Here is a 14,527-nt window from a genome sequence, read left to right on the forward strand (position 1 = left end):
GGTTCGCGCCTTAGGGAGACTTCTTATGGACAAACTGGGGAAATTCACTTACTTGAACAGTTCAAGTTAAGCGACGTAGCGTGGGGAAGGTGGTGAGACCAGACCACTCTGGAGGACACCCGATGACTGACCGAATGAATGGCAGGCCACGTACCACGACGGATTCCGGCACACCGGCCCCGAGCGACGAGTTCTCGCTCTCCGTCGGCCCCGGGGGCCCGCTTCTGCTGCAGGACCACTACCTGATCCAGAAGATGGCCCAGTTCAACCGGGAGCGGGTGCCAGAGCGTGTCGTCCACGCCAAAGGCGGCGGCGCCCACGGGTTCATGGAGATCACCGAGGACGTCAGCCAGTTCACCAAGGCCGGGCTCTTCCAGAAGGGCGCCCGCACCGACCTGTTCCTGCGCTTCTCGACCGTCGCCGGCGAACTCGGCAGCGCCGACACCCAGCGCGACCCGCGCGGCTTCGCGATCAAGTTCTACACCGACGAGGGCAACTACGACCTCGTGGGGAACAACACCCCCATCTTCTTCGTACGAGACCCGCAGAAGTTCCAGGACTTCATCCACAGCCAGAAGCGCCGCGCCGACAACCACATGCGCGACCACAACATGCAGTGGGACTTCTGGACGTTGTCCCCCGAGTCGGCCCACCAGGTGACCTTCCTGATGAGCGACCGCGGCACCCCGGCGTCGTGGCGGCACATGCACGGCTTCGGCTCGCACACGTTCCTCTGGTACAACGCCGCCGGCGAGAAGTTCTGGGTCAAGTACCACCTGCGCACCGAACAGGGCATCAAGAACTTCACCGACGCCGAGGCGACCGCGATGATCGCCCAGGACGCCGACTTCCACATCCGGGACCTGTACGACGCCATCAAGCGCGGCGACCACCCGTCGTGGACGGTGAACGTGCAGATCATGCCGTTCGAGGAGGCGGCCGACTACCGTTTCAACCCGTTCGACCTGACGAAGGTCTGGCCGCACGGCGACTACCCGGAGATCACGATCGGCCGGTTCACGCTGAACCGGAACCCCGCGAACTACTTCGCGGAAGTCGAACAGGCGGGCTTCGAGCCGTCGAACTTCGTGCCCGGGATCGGCCCTTCGCCGGACAAGATGCTGCAGGGGCGGCTGTTCTCCTACCCGGACACGCACCGTTACCGGATCGGCGCCAACTACCAGCAGTTGCCGATCAACGCGCCGAAGGTGCCCGTCCACAGCTACAACCGGGACGGGGCGATGCGGTACGCCAACATGCCCGACCCCGTCTACGCGCCGAACAGCATGGGCGGCCCGGCGGCGTTCGAGGACCTGTACGCGGGGGACACCTACCACGTGACCGGGGAGATCATGCGCTCCGCCTACCGGCCGCACGCCGAGGACGACGACTTCGTGCAGCCTCGGGCGCTGTGGGAGAACGTGCTGAGCGACGAGGACCGGGCGAACCTGACGAGCAACATCGTGGGGCACGCTTCGGCGCCGGAGATGACGCGTGAGGTGCAGAAGCGCGTGGTCGAGTACTGGACCAACGTCCACAAGGACCTGGGACAGGGCGTGGCCCAGGGGCTCGGGATCGACTAGCCGTCCGACCGAGAACGGCCCGTGTCCTCCGGAGAGGATGCGGGCCGTTCAGGCTTTCAGTTAGAAGTCGAACTCGCCGTCCCGAACTCCTCGCTGAAAGGCGTCCCATTCGGGACGAGTGAAGATCAAAGCGGGACCGGACTCGTTCTTGCTGTCACGCACCGCGATCCCGCGGAGACCCAGATCCGCCACCTCGACACAGTTGCCCGCGCAGCTGTAAGAGCTCTTCTTCCAAACTGGCCTGATCGTTTCCACTGGCTCAGCCCCCAATCCCGGCGACCGGTTTCTCAGCACCGCGTCGCAGACCAGCGCCGCCCTGCCTTGTCCATGGAGCAGTCGAAAGCACGCTCGCGAACTGAGTCGTCCCTCGCGGGCTTTCACCACGGGCATCATAAAGATCATTCTCATGCCCGCTTCGGAAGGCCGAATGAGTCATGGGCAACGCGCTTCCGGTGGGAAATCCAGCAGATCCGCCACTTGCCGAATCCAGGTCATGGAAAGAAGCGCCGAGTTATGACGGTGACCTATGTGGCGTGCATCACCTCAGGCACCGATCTGGATTACCCCCACATCCATGGTAACAGCGATATTTGACCATTTGCAGTAATATTTACCTAACCCCAATGGGGGCTTCCGGTCCGCCGCAAAACGAACGGCCCGCTTCCTCCCCACCGAGGACGCGGGCCGTTTCACGTCAGCCTCAGTCGAACTCTCCAACCGCCAAACCCTGGAGGAAGGCGTTCCACTCGGCTTCGGTGAACACCAGTACAGGCCCGTCAGGGTCCCGACTGTTTCTGACGGCGGTGTAACTCCCTGCCAGCCGAGCCACTTCAACACAGTTGGACTGACCGCTGAAGCTGCTCTTCTGCCAGACGGCATCGGACATGTCGACACTCGACACGGCCCACCCCTTTTCGTCTTGGTCATCCCAAGAATGACGAAAAGGGGATGGGTCGCTCAATGCCTCAAACGTCACTATGTAGTCCAGCAATACCCCATTCGGCACAACCAGAACATAGTTAACTTACAGGTCAAACTCGCCGTTCTTGACGCCCCCGACGAAGGCGCGCCACTCCTGCGGCGTGAAGATGAGCGCAGGGCCCGACCCATCCTTGCTGTCACGCACGCCCACATGTTCTTCATCGAGCCGCGCCACCTCCACGCACTGCGCGGTCCCGCTGAACGAACTCTTACGCCAGACAGCCCTGCTCATGTCCATGTAGACCGACATCCATTTCCGCGCCTGGCACCCTAACCATGCCAGAACGCCGCTGCGTCCTTGATCGCCCGCCTGGAAGCGGCGGCATCTAGGGCCACTCCCATCAGATGATCGAAAGCTCGCTCGTACCTGAAGACCTCTTCCGCGTCCTCCAGGAAGCGCGATCCTTCGAGATCTTCGAGGTACACGATGTCCGGGAAGTCGGGGAACGTGAAGTGAACGAACGGGCCGGTGGTCACCGGCAGCGGCGTTGACGTGGAAATGACCCTGATCTCGACGTGATCGAATTCGGAGACGACGACCAGCTTCTCCAGCTGCTCGCTCATCACCTCGGCGCCGCCGACGTCTCGGCGGAGCAGCGATTCTTCGAAGACGACCCGCAGCCGCAGCGGTTTGGGACCGTGCAGGAGGATCTCCTGCCGGCGTTCTCGCACCTCGACCCGGTCGTTCAGCCACGTCTTGGGGATCGGCGCGATGGGCTGCATGTGCTGCCCCATCAGCGTTCGGGCGTAGGCCGGGGTCTGCAGCAGGCCGGGCAGCACCATCGGCTCCCAGTTCCGCATCTCCTCGGCGTCGGCCTCGAGTCCCAGATATGAGACGAATCCCTGTGGCATGGATTCGCTGTACGGCTCCCACCAGCCCTTCTGGGCGGCATCCTGCCGGAGCTTGAGAACATGCCCGAGTGTGGTGTCATCGGCACCATACGCAGATACAAGTGCGGTGATGTCAGCCTCGCTCGGCATGGTCTGTGCGGTCTCGATACGGCTTACCTTCGCGGCGGACCAGCCCAGAGGGCCTGCCACTTGCGCGCCGGTTTTGCCGGTCGCCTCTCTGAGGCGGCGAAGTTGCTGACCGAGGCGGCGGCGACGAGGTGCGGCGGTGTCCTTCTCTGCCATTTCGTCCCCTCCGTCCCTCAACTGCTGGACTGGGAGCCCTCATAGGGAGAGCCACTCGCATCGTATGCAAATTGCACTGCACATGCAGTGTAAGCCGAGAATTTTCTTACGGCACGTCTTGCCGACAAATCTCATCTGATAGACCATCGAGACAGAAAGGTTCATAGAAGATCACTCAACCGGACAGAACCGGCTCTAGAACCTTCCGGCAATGAAAAAAGGCCGGGCCGAAGGCTGCCACCGACGACCCGACCCGAGAGCTCCACTCGAAGCCACCGATAAGGAGTCTCCTATGCCCTTCCACCGTACCAACGCCATCTTGCTATGCAAGGCCCGACTCATACTGCTCCGCGATGGGGCCGACCGTCGGTTGTGCTCGGCGCAGGATCGTTGGGCCTATGAGCTGGAATGGACCACCACTCGCAGAGGCTTCGGGAGTCGCGTCTACCGTGACCCCCGTTTCGACGTCGTCCGCGAGGTCGAGGAGGCCGGCCGGCTCCTGCTGGCCGGCTGACCCCATAGAGCTGGGCCGTGCCCACCGGGCGCCGGGCGCGGCTCAGGAGGAGGCCCGGACGGTCCGCGGGGGCGTCTGGGCGACGGCGGGGCCGCAGAATTTTATTCCGTTCTGGGGCTTCCGCCCCTCCTGCTCGTGGGCGCACGATGAGATTCATGACGACCGTCCACCGAACCTGCCCGCTTTGTGAGGCCGTCTGCGGTCTCACGATCACCCTTGAGGGTGGCCACGTCACCAAGGTCACCGGCGACCGTGACGATCCCTTCTCCAAGGGTTTCATCTGCCCCAAGGGGGCCTCGCTCGGGCGGCTCGACGAAGACCCCGACCGGCTCTCCGCACCATTGGTTCGCGAGGGTGACCAGTGGCGCGAGGTGAGCTGGGAGGAGGCCTTCGCGGCCGTCGCCAAGGGCCTGAAGGACATCTCGGGACCCGAGCGGGCCGTCTACCTGGGCAATCCCAGCGCCCACAGCATGGCCGGGTCTCTCTACGGAGGGGCGCTCATCAGGGCGCTGGGCACCCGGAACGTCTTCTCGGCGAGCACGGCCGACCAGATGCCCAAGCACGTCGCCTCGGGGCTGATGTTCGGGCATCCGATGACGATCGCCGTGCCGGATCTCGACCGGACCGACTTCCTCCTCATGCTGGGGGCCAATCCGCTGGAGTCCAACGGGTCGCTCTGCACCGCGCCCGACTTCCCCGGCCGTCTCAAGGCCCTGCGGAAGCGGGGCGGGACCCTCGTGGTGGTCGATCCCCGGCGGACGCGGACCGCCGACCTGGCCGACGAGCACGTCTTCGTCCGGCCCGGCACCGACGCGTTCCTGCTGGCCGGGATCGTGCACACGCTCTTCGCCGAGAACCTGGTGAAGGTCGCCCTGCCGGTCGAGGGGCTGGCCGAGGTCGAGGCGGTCGTCAAGGACTTCCCGCCGCAGGTGGTGGAGGCCGCCTGCGGCGTCCCGGCCGAGGTGACGGTACGGCTCGCGCGCGCTCTCTCGGCCGCCCCCACCGCCGCCGTCTACGCCCGCATCGGGACCTGCACCGCCGAGTTCGGCACCGTGACCCAGTGGCTCGTGGACGTCCTCAACGTCCTCACCGGCAATCTCGACCGCCCGGGTGGGGCCATGTTCCCGGCGCCCGCGACCGAGGGGGCGCGCCGGCGCAAGCCGTACCGGACCGGACGGTGGACCAGCCGGGTCCGCGGCCTTAAGGAGACCAACGGCGAGTTGCCCGTCGCGACCCTGGCCGACGAGATCGAGACGCCCGGCGAGGGGCGGATCAGGGCCCTGGTCACCGTGGCCGGGAACCCGGCCTCGTCGGCGCCCAACGCGAAACGGCTGGCCGAAGCCCTGACCAGGCTCGACTTCATGGTCAGCGTCGACATCTACCTCAACGAGACCACCCGCCACGCGAACGTGATCCTGCCGCCGCCCCGGCTGCTGGCCACCGGCCACTACGACTTCGCGCTGCTGAACTTCGCGGTGCGGAACTACGCCCGCTACTCGCCGCCGGTCATGGCGGCCGACGGGCCGTCGGAGGCCGAGATCCTCACCCGGCTCATCACGATCGCCTCCGGTGTCGTAGACGTCGACGACCTGATCATCGGTCAGATCATCGGCGACCACGACCCGGCCGAACTCGACGGGGGCACCGGGGCCGAGCGCCGTCTCGACGCCATGTTGCGGCTGGGGCCGTACGGGAAATGGAACGGCGGCGACCTCACGCTGCGCAAGCTCCGCGACGAGCACCCCCACGGCCTGGACCTCGGGCCCCTTCAGCCACGCCTGCCCGGGATCCTCACCACGGCCTCCGGGAAGGTCGAGCTGGCGCCGCCGGAGATCGTCGAGGACGTCTCCCGGCTCAGGGAGCGGCTCACCGTCCAGAGTCCGGAGTTCGTGCTCATCGGACGCCGCCACCTGCGGTCGAACAACTCGTGGTTGCACAACATCGAGCCGCTCGTCGGCGGCAGCAACCGCTGCACGCTCCAGATCAACCCCGCCGACGTCGCCCGGCTCGGGCTCGGAGACCACGCGCTGATCCGGTCGGAGGCGGGCGAGCTGACCGTCCCGCTCGAACCGACCGACAAGATCATGCCCGGCGTGGTGAGCCTGCCGCACGGCTGGGGACACGACGGGTTGCCGCAACAGGTGGCGTCCGGGAACGCGGGTGTGAACGTCAACGTGCTGACGGATGAAAAGATCATTGATCCGCTGTCCGGGAATGCCGTGTTCAACGGTGTTCCGGTGATCCTGTGCCGCGTTTGATCACCACGGAATAGGGTGGCGCGGTGACCATCGCGCAGCACCGGGATCGCCTCGACGCTCAGCTCGCCTTCGTGGTGGAGATCGACAAGCTGAAGCGTGTCATCCGCCGGAACACCCTCATCGACGGATCGCGCCGCGAGAACGACGCCGAGCACTCCTGGCAGCTCGGCGTCTGGGCGCTGGTGATGGCCGAGCACGCCCCCGAGGGCACCGACATCGACAGAGTGGTGCGCATGCTGCTCGTCCACGACATCGTCGAGATCGACGCCGGTGACACCTTCATCTACGACCGGGTGGCCGTCGAGGCGCAGGAGGCGGCCGAGCGGGCCGCCGCCGACCGGATCTTCGGGCTGCTGCCGAGCGACCAGGCCGGGCCTCTGCGGGAGTTGTGGGACGAGTTCGAGGCCCGGCAGACCCCGGAGGCCCGCTACGCCAAGGCCCTCGACCGGCTCGCGCCGATCATGGCCAACCACCACAACGACGGCGGCACCTGGGCGCTCTACAAGGTCACCGCGTCCCAGGTGCTCGCCAACGTGGCGATCATCGAGGAGGGCTCCCCCACCCTGGGCGCCTACGCCCACGATCTGGTCGAGACGTCGGTGCTCCGAGGTCACCTCGCCCGATGATGTTCGTCTCCTGACAGTCCGGGTACGTCGTGTCAGGGGGTGACATCGATGGACAGATCAACCGAGAAGTCCGCGAAGCCACGCAAAATCGGCAATGGCGGCGGCGATCTCCTCGACCGGCTCGAACACGCCACCGCGCTCGACCGGCCGATCAGGGGGCTCGCGAAGGCGGTCAGATCGCGGATCGGGCCCGGCTGGGTGCGCGACGCGCTCCACGGCGTGCCGATCGGCCATCCGGTGCACCCGCCGCTGGCGACCGTGGCCGTGGGCTGTTTCGTGGCCACCGCCATCCTCGACGCGACCAAGTCCGACCCCATGGCCGCCCGGACCGTCCTGGCCGCCGGCCTGGCGACCGCGTTGCCGACCGCGGCGGCGGGGGTCACCGACTGGTCGACCCTCCACCGTGAGCAGCAGCGGGTCGGATTCGTGCACGCCGTCGCCAACGCCGCCGCCGTGGGCCTCTACGCCGGTTCGCTGGCGTTCCGGATCGCCGGGCGGGAGAAGGCCGGGCGGTTCTTCGCGACGGCGGGCCTGATGGCCGCGAGCGCCGGCGCCTACCTGGGCGGCCACCTGGCCTACCGGCTCGCGGCGGGGGCCAACCACGCCGAACAGGTCAGCCATCTGGTGCCGACCGGCTGGCACGACCTCGGCCCGATCAGCGACCTGCCCAACGGACGGCCCGTCGCCCGCCGCCTGGGTTACATCGACCTGTTCGTGCTGCGGCTGGGCGAGGGCGTGACGGTGCTGGCCGACGGGTGTTCCCATCTGGCCGGGCCGCTGCACCAGGGCCGGGTGACGATCGAGAACGGCGAGCCGTGCGTGGTGTGCCCGTGGCACGGCAGCGTGTTCCGGATCGCCGACGGCGCGGTGATCCACGGCCCGGCGACGGCGAGGCAGCCCTCGTTCGAGACGAGGGTGCGCCGCGACGGCGTGGTTCAGGTCAGGCCGGCTCGTTAGCGTCGATCGGGTGCTCCACCAGGGCGAGCACCCGGCTCTGCATGAACCGGGCGGTGCGGACCGGAGTTCCGTTCCTGGTCACTTCGGAGACCTCGACGACGCCCCGGCCGGTGGTCACCTCGACCCGGCGGCCGGCCTTCGTCGCGATGACCTCGTAGGTGCGGGGGGTCCCTCCGGCGTCGATGACGATTTCTACGCGATCGCCTTTCACATGGGGTTTCATACCCATTTTCGATAATTTGTACGCATAAATCAGGCCAACAACTTCACGATCGCCGCGATCCCCACCACGACGATCACCCCCCGCAGAACGGGCGCCGGAATACGCCGCCCGATCCGGGCGCCCACGAATCCGCCGATCGCCGAACCGAGCGCGATCAGCGCGACCACGGTCCAGTCGACCTCGGCGATCACCACGAACAGCACCGCCGCGGTGAAGTTGACCAGCAGCGACAGCAGGTTCTTGGCCGCGTTGAGGCGCTGGAGCTCCTCGTCGAGGAACACCCCCATCAGCCCGATGAGCACGACCCCCTGGGCGGCGCCGAAGTAGCCCCCGTACATGCCGGCCCCGAAGATTCCCAGCCAGAGCCACGGCCCGCCGTGTTCCGAACGGCGGCGATGGGAGATCCAGCCGGCCACCCAGGGCTGGATGACCACCAGCACGCACGCGATGGCGATCAGCACCGGCACGATCACGTTGAAGGCCTGGGCCGGGAGCCGGAGCAGCAGGAACCCGCCGACCAGCGACCCCAGGACCGAGGCGGCGGCGAGCCTGGTCAGCCGGGCGCGCTGCCCCCGGAGCTCGGCCCGGTAGCCGAGCACGCCGGTGACGCCGCCGGGCACCAGCCCGATGTTGTTGGACACGTTCGCGACGATCGGCGGATACCCCACCGCGAGCAGCGTCGGGAACGTGATCAGCGAACCGGAGCCGACGACGGCGTTGATGCCGCCCGCCCCGATCCCGGCCGCGAACACCGCGGCCGCTTCCCACGCCGTCAACACGGTGTCACAGATCCTCATCTCGTACCGGCTGACGGAATCCTAGGCGGCAGCGGCCCGAGCTCAGGACAGAGGGTCGGGACTTCCGGTCAGGTCGCGGGAGGCTTGGCGGGGAGGTCCTTGTCGGGCTTGCTCTGGGGCTGGAAGAGGCCCCCTAAGGACTCCAGGGCCTTGCCCATCTCCGAGGGGACGATCCACAACTTGTTCGCGTCGCCCTTGGCGATCTGCGGCAGGGTCGTCAGGTACTGGTAGGCCAGCAGCCGCTCGTCGGGGTTGCCGTCGTGGATGGCCTTGAAGACCATGCCGATCGCGTCGGCCTCACCCTTCGCCCGCATCGCGCGGGCCTCCGCCTCGGCCTGCGCCCGCAGCACCACGGCCTCGGCCTCGCCGCGCGCCTTCAGCACGGCCGCCTCGCGCTCGCCCTGGGCGGTGAGGATGGCCGACTGCTTGTTGCCCTCGGCCGTGAGGATCGCGGCGCGCTTGTCGCGGTCGGCGCGCATCTGCTTCTCCATCGAGTCCTGGATGGAGGCGGGCGGGTCGATGGCCTTGAGCTCGACCCGGTTGACCCGGATGCCCCAGCGGCCGGTCGCGTCGTCGAGCACCCCGCGCAGCTCGGTGTTGATCTCTTCCCGGGAGGTCAGCGTGCGTTCGAGGTCCATTCCGCCGACCACGTTGCGCAGGGTCGTCACGGTCAGCTGCTCGACAGCGACGATGAAGCTCGCGATCTCGTACGTCGCCGCCTTGGGATCGGTCACCTGGAAGTAGATGACCGTGTCGATGGAGACGACCAGGTTGTCGGACGTGATGACCGGCTGGGGAGGGAACGTCACCACCTGTTCGCGCAGGTCGACCTCGACCTTGATGCGGTCGATGAACGGCACGACGATGTTCAGTCCCGCGTTCAGAGTGCGGTGATATCGACCGAACCGTTCGACGATTCTCGCCGTCGCCTGCGGCACGATGCGAATCGTCCGGGCCAGCGCGAACGCGGCGAGGAAGACCACGACGAGGGTGATGACGAGCTGGGTCATGCGTCCACTCCAGTCTGTGACGACTGGAGTGAATGATATTTGGACGACGCTTTACAAGAGGAAAAAGAACGAAATATCAGAATGGCCTGGCGTACCAACGACCGGACGCGTTCCTCTCCAGCCCCAGCGGCACCCCGAACGTCTTCGACAGGTTGTCGCCGGTCATCACGTAGTCGATCGGGCCCTGGGCCACGATCGAACCGTGCCGGAGCATGAGCGCGTGGGTGAACCCGGCCGGGATCTCCTCGACGTGGTGGGTGACGAGCACCATCGTCGGCGCCTTCGGGTCCTGCGCGAGCTGGGAAAGGCGCCTTACCAGATCTTCGCGGGCCCCGACGTCGAGTCCGGCGGCCGGCTCGTCGAGCAGCAGCAGCTCGGGGTCGGGCATAAGGGCACGGGCGATCTGGACGCGCTTGCGCTCACCCTCGGAGAGGGTGCCGAACCGGCGGCGGATCAGGTGGGCGCAGCCGAGCTGGTCGATCAGCTCGACGGCGCGGGTGACGTCGTGGGAGTCGTACTCCTCGGTCCAGCGGCCGAGGATGGCGTAGGAGGCGGTCAGCACGAGGTCGATGACCTTCTCCTCCGGCGGGACCTTCTCGGCCAGCGCCGAGCTGGCCAGGCCGATGCGCGGACGCAGCTCGAACACGTCGGTCTGGCCCAGGCGCTCGCCCAGGATGTCGACGTGGCCGTCGGTGGGGAACAGCAGCGCGGCGGCGATCTGCAGCAGTGTGGTCTTGCCGGCGCCGTTGGGGCCGATCACCACCCAGCGTTCGTCTTCGGCCACCGCCCAGTCGATGTCGCGCACCAGGATCGCGCCGTCGCGCCGGATGGCGACGCCACGCATGTTGAGCACCTGACCGCCCACGACGATCCCCCTCACGTCCGAATCCGTCCGCGTAAAATCTATTGCCTTATCGTGGTTGGGGTGCGCACCGATTCACCGATCTCCGCGGCCCTGGTCTCCTGGGGGAACGCCTGGCTGACCGGCCACGCCGGTCTCGACGACGCCGTCGACGCCCTTGAGCGGGTGGCCGGTCCCCAGATCGTGACGGATATCACTGGCGAGTCGCCGCTGCGCGTCTTCCTCGCCGAACTGCGGGCGACCGGACTGTCGTCGTTCCGGCTGGCGCTGCCCATCCCCGGCGATCTTCTCGGCCTCACCGGGCCGCCCGTCTTCAACGGCGCCGCGCTCGAAGCGGGGCAAGCCGTCATCGCCGTGCTCGGCACCCGGCGGTTCGGGCTGGTGCCCTCCCCCGACCGGCGCGGCTCGTCCTACTCGGGCATCCGGTGGACCGTCCACGACGCCCACGTCGCCGACGCCGACGTGCCGCAACTGGCCGACGCCGAGCGGGCCCTGTCGGCCGCGATGCGGTCGGCGACCGACGCGCTGACCTCGGTCGACGGGCCCATGCAGGGCTTCCCGGCGCTCGACCACGTCGACGGCGCGCTGGCGCCCGGCTACCCCGGCCGCGCCCACCGCGTCGGCCACCTCGCGGCCCGCCTCTCGCTCGCGCTGCGGCTGGCCGAGGAGCGCGGGCTGACCTCCGGCCAGGTCACCGCGCGCCGCGAGGCGCTGAAGGCCCTCGATCATGCGGTACGCCGGGCGCGGGTCGCCGCCCACCACGCGATCCTCGAACAACTTCGCGCCTAGTTCGTCAGCTTCCAGAATCTGACCCGCTTGTCCTCCCCGGCCGAGACGACGACCGTCTCGCCGTCGACGTCGGCGAAGCCGACCGAGTAGACGTTCTTGCCGTCGTGGGCCTTCACCGGCTTGCCGGCCTCCTCCGACTCCTCCAGGTCCCACATCCGGAGCGTGCCGTCGGTGGAGCCGGAGACCGCCATCGGGTGGCCGCCGATCTCGCGGTAGGCCAGCGAGTAGACGTTGTCCTTGTGGCCCGTCAGGCTCTTGCCCACCTGCTTGCCGGTCTTCAGGTCCCAGACGCGGACCTTCTTGTCCTGGCCGCCCGAGATGGCGACGGCCTTGCCGTCGACCTCGCCGGTGGTGACGGAGTAGACGGGCTTGCCGTGGCCCCTGAAGGTCTTGCCGTACTGCTTGCCGGACGAGGCGTCCCAGACCTTGAGACTCTTGTCCTCGCTGGCCGAGACGATGACGGTCTTGTCGCCGACCTGGCCGAAGGCCAGCCAGTTGATCACGTTCTTGTGGGCCCTGATGCCGCCGCCGATGGGCTGGCGGGTCTTCAGATCCCAGAGCCGGATCCGGCCGTCGGCGCCCGCGGAGGCGGCCACCCACTTGCCGCCGACCTTGCCGATGGCGACCGTGTAGACGGAGTCGCCGTGGCCCCACAGGCCGCCTCCGACGGCCTTGCGCTTCTCGACGTCCCAGACGCGGACCGAGCCGTCGCGGCTGCCGGTGACGGCGAGCGGGCGGCCGTTGACCTCGGCCGTGGCGACGGCGTAGACCCAGTCGCCGTGGGCGTAGATCGGCTTGCCGAGCGCCTTGTGCGACTCGGCGCTCCACATCCGGACCGACCGGTCGACGCTGGCGGTGACGACGACGGGCTTGTCCTTGTCGCCGCCGACGGCGACGGAGTAGACGGAGCTCCGGTGGCCGGCCAGGGAGCCGCCGTCCTGCTTGCCGAGTTCGGGCACCGGCGCCACGGTCGGCGTCGGGCTGGGGGACGGCGACGGCGACGGCGCGGTGGTCGGGGACAACGAGGCCGCCGCCGGCGACGGGACCGAGGCCGCGGTGGTGGTGCCCGGCAGCTGGGTCACGGGCGCGTCGGTGACCCCGCCCTGGGCGGCGACGGGGATCTTCTCGGGCTCGTCCTCGTCGCCGCCGAAGAGGTTCGGCACGAGGAACAGCGCGGTCGCCGCCACCGCGAGCACGCCGACGAGGACCCCGGTGACCAGGCCCGCCCTGCTCTTCGTGGGCGGCGCCTCGCCGAGCCAGCCGCCGGTGGGGTCGGGACGGGGGTGGTAGGTGGTCGCGTCGGCGTCGAGGGGCGGCGGCGGTGTGTCCTTGGACGTCGCCACGTCCTTCGACTTCGACTTCGACTTGGCCTTGGACTTGCCCTTGGCCTTCGGCTCGGCCGGCGGCTGGTATCCGGGCGGCGGAAAACTCTGGTGCGGTCCAAGCGGACCCTGGTAGCCCGGCGGCGGGAAGCTCTGCCCCGGCTGCGGCTGCTGGTAGGGCGGCGGGTATCCGGGGGCCTGCGGGTAGCCGGGCTGGGCCTGATGACCCGGAGGCGGGAAACTCTGACCCGGCCCCTGCGGGTGGCCCGGCTGGACCTGATAACCGGGTGGCGGAAAGCTCTGGCCCGGCTGGACCTGATAACCGGGTGGCGGAAAGCTCTGGCCCGGCTGCCCCTGATGGCCGGGTGGCGGGAAACTCTGGCCCGGCCCCTGCGGATATCCCGGCTGCGCCTGATAGCCGGGTGGCGGGAAGCCCTCGCCCGGTGGCCGCAGGTGGGGTGCCTGCGGGTCGGGCGGGGCGAAGCCCGGGGTGACGGGCGGGGGCGTGGACGGGGGTTTCTCCGCCGGCGATTTCTTCTCCGCCTGCGGCGTGTTGTCCTTCTTCTTCGAGGCGGCGTTGAGGCCGGCCAGGAGGGACTTGTCGAGGTCGTCGTCGACCTGGTGGTCGAGGAGGGCGAACAGAGCCTCGCTCGCGGTCGGGCGGTTCTCGGCCTGCTTGTCGAGGCTGGCCTCGACGATGGGGCGCAGCAGGTCGGGCAGCGTCGAGACGTCGGGGGTGTCGTTCATGACCCGGTAGAGCACGGCGGGCAGGCTGTCGTGGCCGAAGGCGGGCCGCCCGGTCGACGCGTAGAACATCGTCACGGCCCAGCTGAACATGTCGGACGGCGGCCCGACGCGCTTGGCCTCGATCTGCTCGGGCGACATGTACGCCGGCGTGCCGACCACCCCGCTCGACAGGGTCGACGACGAGTCGAGCGCCCGCGCGATGCCGAAGTCGATCACGCGCGGCCCGTCCTGGGCCAGCAGCACGTTCGACGGCTTGAAGTCGCGGTGGACGATCCCGGCCCGGTGGATGGCCGCCAGGGCGGTGATGGTGCCGACCGCCAGCCGGTGGAGGTTGCCGCCGGTGCGGGGACCCTCCTGCTGGACGACCCGCTGCAGCGAGACGCCGTCGACGAGCTCGGACACGATGTAGGGGCGGTCGCCGTCCATGTGGGCGCCGATGACCTGGGCGGTGCAGAACTGCGCGACGCGGCGCGCGGCGGAGACCTCGCGAAGGAACGAGTCGGCGTCGATTGCGTCCGTAACGCGCAACAGTTTTATCGCGACCGGGGTCCCGTCGGGTGCGGTCCCGGCGTACACGACACCCTGCGCGCCCTCCCCAAGGCGCGCATCGATGCGGTAAACCCCCAGCTCAGTTGGGTCGCCAGGCCGTAATGGCGAAGTCTGCGGCACGACGGTGCTCCCCCGTACAAACGATCAACTCTACGCGAAGTGTAGTAGTGCTTAA

14 protein-coding genes are annotated in these 14,527 nt (G+C 68.2%); 5 read left to right on the top strand and 9 right to left on the bottom strand.

Annotated features, from left to right (window positions below; genetic code table 11):
* Nucleotides 1–134: 134 nt before the first annotated feature.
* A complete protein-coding gene (locus tag QSK34_RS21090) occupies nucleotides 135–1,583 on the top strand; it encodes a catalase (RefSeq protein ID WP_285586686.1) in 1,449 nt (482 codons plus the stop codon).
* A 60-nt stretch (nucleotides 1,584–1,643) separates the two neighbouring features.
* On the opposite strand, the gene QSK34_RS37945 is transcribed toward QSK34_RS21090, so the two are convergent.
* The 4 genes from QSK34_RS37945 to QSK34_RS21110 form a co-directional block, all read right to left on the bottom strand.
* Complete coding sequence (locus tag QSK34_RS37945; RefSeq protein WP_502875536.1) at nucleotides 1,644–1,991, bottom strand: DUF397 domain-containing protein; 348 nt, start codon at nucleotides 1,989–1,991, stop codon at nucleotides 1,644–1,646.
* Nucleotides 1,992–2,283: 292 nt separating this feature from the next.
* The gene (locus QSK34_RS21100) at nucleotides 2,284–2,484 is read right to left on the bottom strand and encodes a DUF397 domain-containing protein (protein ID WP_353051408.1); all 201 of its coding nucleotides are present in this window, start codon (nucleotides 2,482–2,484) and stop codon (nucleotides 2,284–2,286) included.
* Nucleotides 2,485–2,607: 123 nt separating this feature from the next.
* Nucleotides 2,608–2,814 carry a DUF397 domain-containing protein gene (locus tag QSK34_RS21105; protein WP_285585967.1) on the bottom strand — a complete coding sequence of 69 codons (207 nt, stop codon included), beginning with the start codon at nucleotides 2,812–2,814 and terminating at the stop codon, nucleotides 2,608–2,610.
* A 20-nt stretch (nucleotides 2,815–2,834) separates the two neighbouring features.
* Nucleotides 2,835–3,698 carry a helix-turn-helix domain-containing protein gene (locus tag QSK34_RS21110; protein ID WP_285585968.1) on the bottom strand — a complete coding sequence of 288 codons (864 nt, stop codon included), beginning with the start codon at nucleotides 3,696–3,698 and terminating at the stop codon, nucleotides 2,835–2,837.
* A 669-nt stretch (nucleotides 3,699–4,367) separates the two neighbouring features.
* Here QSK34_RS21110 and QSK34_RS21115 point away from each other — a divergent pair.
* From QSK34_RS21115 to QSK34_RS21125, 3 genes are read left to right on the top strand one after another with little or no spacing between them, the layout of a single operon-like run.
* Nucleotides 4,368–6,470, top strand: a complete 2,103-nt coding sequence (locus QSK34_RS21115; protein WP_285585969.1) for a molybdopterin-dependent oxidoreductase — start codon at nucleotides 4,368–4,370, stop codon at nucleotides 6,468–6,470.
* 23 nt (nucleotides 6,471–6,493) lie between these two features.
* Nucleotides 6,494–7,096 carry an HD domain-containing protein gene (locus QSK34_RS21120; RefSeq protein ID WP_161479899.1) on the top strand — a complete coding sequence of 201 codons (603 nt, stop codon included), beginning with the start codon at nucleotides 6,494–6,496 and terminating at the stop codon, nucleotides 7,094–7,096.
* A 48-nt stretch (nucleotides 7,097–7,144) separates the two neighbouring features.
* A complete protein-coding gene (locus QSK34_RS21125) occupies nucleotides 7,145–8,053 on the top strand; it encodes a Rieske (2Fe-2S) protein (protein WP_285585970.1) in 909 nt (302 codons plus the stop codon).
* Here the strand turns inward: QSK34_RS21125 and QSK34_RS21130 are convergent.
* The 4 genes from QSK34_RS21130 to QSK34_RS21145 all read right to left on the bottom strand — a co-directional run bounded on the left by QSK34_RS21130 (nucleotide 8,037) and on the right by QSK34_RS21145 (nucleotide 10,948).
* The gene (locus QSK34_RS21130) at nucleotides 8,037–8,264 is read right to left on the bottom strand and encodes a DUF8836 family protein (protein WP_030456190.1); all 228 of its coding nucleotides are present in this window, start codon (nucleotides 8,262–8,264) and stop codon (nucleotides 8,037–8,039) included. The two genes, QSK34_RS21125 and QSK34_RS21130, sit on opposite strands and share 17 nt — an antisense overlap.
* 41 nt (nucleotides 8,265–8,305) lie before the next feature.
* Nucleotides 8,306–9,052 carry a sulfite exporter TauE/SafE family protein gene (locus QSK34_RS21135; protein WP_285586693.1) on the bottom strand — a complete coding sequence of 249 codons (747 nt, stop codon included), beginning with the start codon at nucleotides 9,050–9,052 and terminating at the stop codon, nucleotides 8,306–8,308.
* An 89-nt stretch (nucleotides 9,053–9,141) separates the two neighbouring features.
* Entirely contained in the window at nucleotides 9,142–10,083 is a 942-nt protein-coding gene (locus QSK34_RS21140; protein ID WP_285585971.1) for an SPFH domain-containing protein, read from the bottom strand.
* 76 nt (nucleotides 10,084–10,159) lie between these two features.
* Nucleotides 10,160–10,948, bottom strand: coding sequence for an ABC transporter ATP-binding protein (locus QSK34_RS21145; protein ID WP_030456193.1), 789 nt, complete (start codon nucleotides 10,946–10,948; stop codon nucleotides 10,160–10,162).
* A 60-nt stretch (nucleotides 10,949–11,008) separates the two neighbouring features.
* Between QSK34_RS21145 and QSK34_RS21150 the strand changes: the two genes are divergently transcribed.
* Complete coding sequence (locus QSK34_RS21150) at nucleotides 11,009–11,734, top strand: Rv1486c family protein (RefSeq protein WP_285585972.1); 726 nt, start codon at nucleotides 11,009–11,011, stop codon at nucleotides 11,732–11,734.
* Here the strand turns inward: QSK34_RS21150 and QSK34_RS21155 are convergent.
* Nucleotides 11,731–14,472: a WD40 repeat domain-containing serine/threonine protein kinase gene (locus QSK34_RS21155; protein ID WP_285585973.1), complete on the bottom strand. Its 2,742-nt coding sequence runs from the start codon at nucleotides 14,470–14,472 to the stop codon at nucleotides 11,731–11,733. The genes QSK34_RS21150 and QSK34_RS21155 overlap by 4 nt on opposite strands.
* Between the last annotated feature and the right edge of the window lie 55 nt (nucleotides 14,473–14,527).

The sequence above is a fragment of the Herbidospora sp. NBRC 101105 genome, from assembly GCF_030269205.1.
GTDB classification, from domain to species: Bacteria; Actinomycetota; Actinomycetes; order Streptosporangiales; family Streptosporangiaceae; genus Herbidospora; species Herbidospora solisilvae.